Annotated in this window: 1 rRNA gene; it reads right to left on the reverse strand. The window is 59.2% G+C overall.

Annotated elements, in window-relative coordinates:
• Positions 1–105: 105 nt before the first annotated feature.
• Positions 106–1,633, reverse strand: a 16S ribosomal RNA gene (locus tag ACRYM0_RS20815).
• Positions 1,634–1,783 lie beyond the last annotated feature (150 nt).

Consider the following 1,783-nt stretch of genomic DNA (forward strand, 5'->3'; position numbering starts at 1 on the left):
CCGTGTTGATGTTCCACCCTCGAGCACCGACCTCCAGACTCACGCTGGAGTAGACGGCCCTGCCCACCCCACCCCGCAAGGAGTGAGGCGAGAGATGCTCCTTAGAAAGGAGGTGATCCAGCCGCACCTTCCGGTACGGCTACCTTGTTACGACTTCGTCCCAATCGCCAGTCCCACCTTCGACAGCTCCCCCCCTTACGGGTTGGGCCACCGGCTTCGGGTGTTACCGACTTTCATGACGTGACGGGCGGTGTGTACAAGGCCCGGGAACGTATTCACCGCAGCGTTGCTGATCTGCGATTACTAGCGACTCCGACTTCACGGGGTCGAGTTGCAGACCCCGATCCGAACTGAGACCAGCTTTTTGGGATTCGCTCCACCTCACGGTATCGCAGCCCTCTGTACTGGCCATTGTAGCATGCGTGAAGCCCAAGACATAAGGGGCATGATGATTTGACGTCATCCCCACCTTCCTCCGAGTTGACCCCGGCAGTCTCCCATGAGTCCCCAGCCGAACTGCTGGCAACATGGAACGAGGGTTGCGCTCGTTGCGGGACTTAACCCAACATCTCACGACACGAGCTGACGACAACCATGCACCACCTGTGCACGACCAACTAAATGACCCCACATCTCTGCAGGTCCACCGTGCATGTCAAGCCTTGGTAAGGTTCTTCGCGTTGCATCGAATTAATCCGCATGCTCCGCCGCTTGTGCGGGCCCCCGTCAATTCCTTTGAGTTTTAGCCTTGCGGCCGTACTCCCCAGGCGGGGCGCTTAATGCGTTAGCTGCGGCACGGAATCCGTGGAATGGACCCCACACCTAGCGCCCAACGTTTACGGCATGGACTACCAGGGTATCTAATCCTGTTCGCTCCCCATGCTTTCGCTCCTCAGCGTCAGTTACGGCCCAGAGACCCGCCTTCGCCACCGGTGTTCCTCCTGATATCTGCGCATTTCACCGCTACACCAGGAATTCCAGTCTCCCCTACCGCACTCAAGTGTGCCCGTACCCACTGCAAGCTCAGAGTTGAGCCCTGAGTTTTCACAGCAGACGCGACACACCGCCTACGAGCTCTTTACGCCCAATAATTCCGGACAACGCTTGCACCCTACGTATTACCGCGGCTGCTGGCACGTAGTTAGCCGGTGCTTCTTCTGCAAGTACCGTCACCACCCCGGAAGGTGGCTTCTTCCCTGCTGAAAGAGGTTTACAACCCGAAGGCCGTCATCCCTCACGCGGCGTCGCTGCATCAGGCTTGCGCCCATTGTGCAATATTCCCCACTGCTGCCTCCCGTAGGAGTCTGGGCCGTGTCTCAGTCCCAGTGTGGCCGGTCGCCCTCTCAGGCCGGCTACCCGTCGTCGCCTTGGTGGGCCATCACCCCACCAACAAGCTGATAGGCCGCGAGCCCATCCCCAGCCGAAAAACTTTCCACCCGCATCGGATGCCCGAGCGAGTCGTATCCGGTATTAGCCACCGTTTCCAGTGGTTGTCCCAGAGCTGAGGGCAGGTTGCTCACGTGTTACTCACCCGTTCGCCACTGATCCCCCCCGAAGGGGTTCACCGTTCGACTTGCATGTGTTAAGCACGCCGCCAGCGTTCGTCCTGAGCCAGGATCAAACTCTCCGTCGAAAAAACCTTAAACACCCCCACCGGCCAGAAGCCGGCGAGCGCGTCAGGTGATTGACTTGCTTAGTTTGACCTCTGATCTCGAAACCCCCACCCCCCTGGCGAGGGAAGTGGAAGGTACAACACCAAAGGAATCCCCAACGCCCCTTCACG

Source organism: Kineococcus arenarius subsp. arenarius, from assembly GCF_050871845.1.
GTDB lineage: Bacteria > Actinomycetota > Actinomycetes > Actinomycetales > Kineococcaceae > Kineococcus.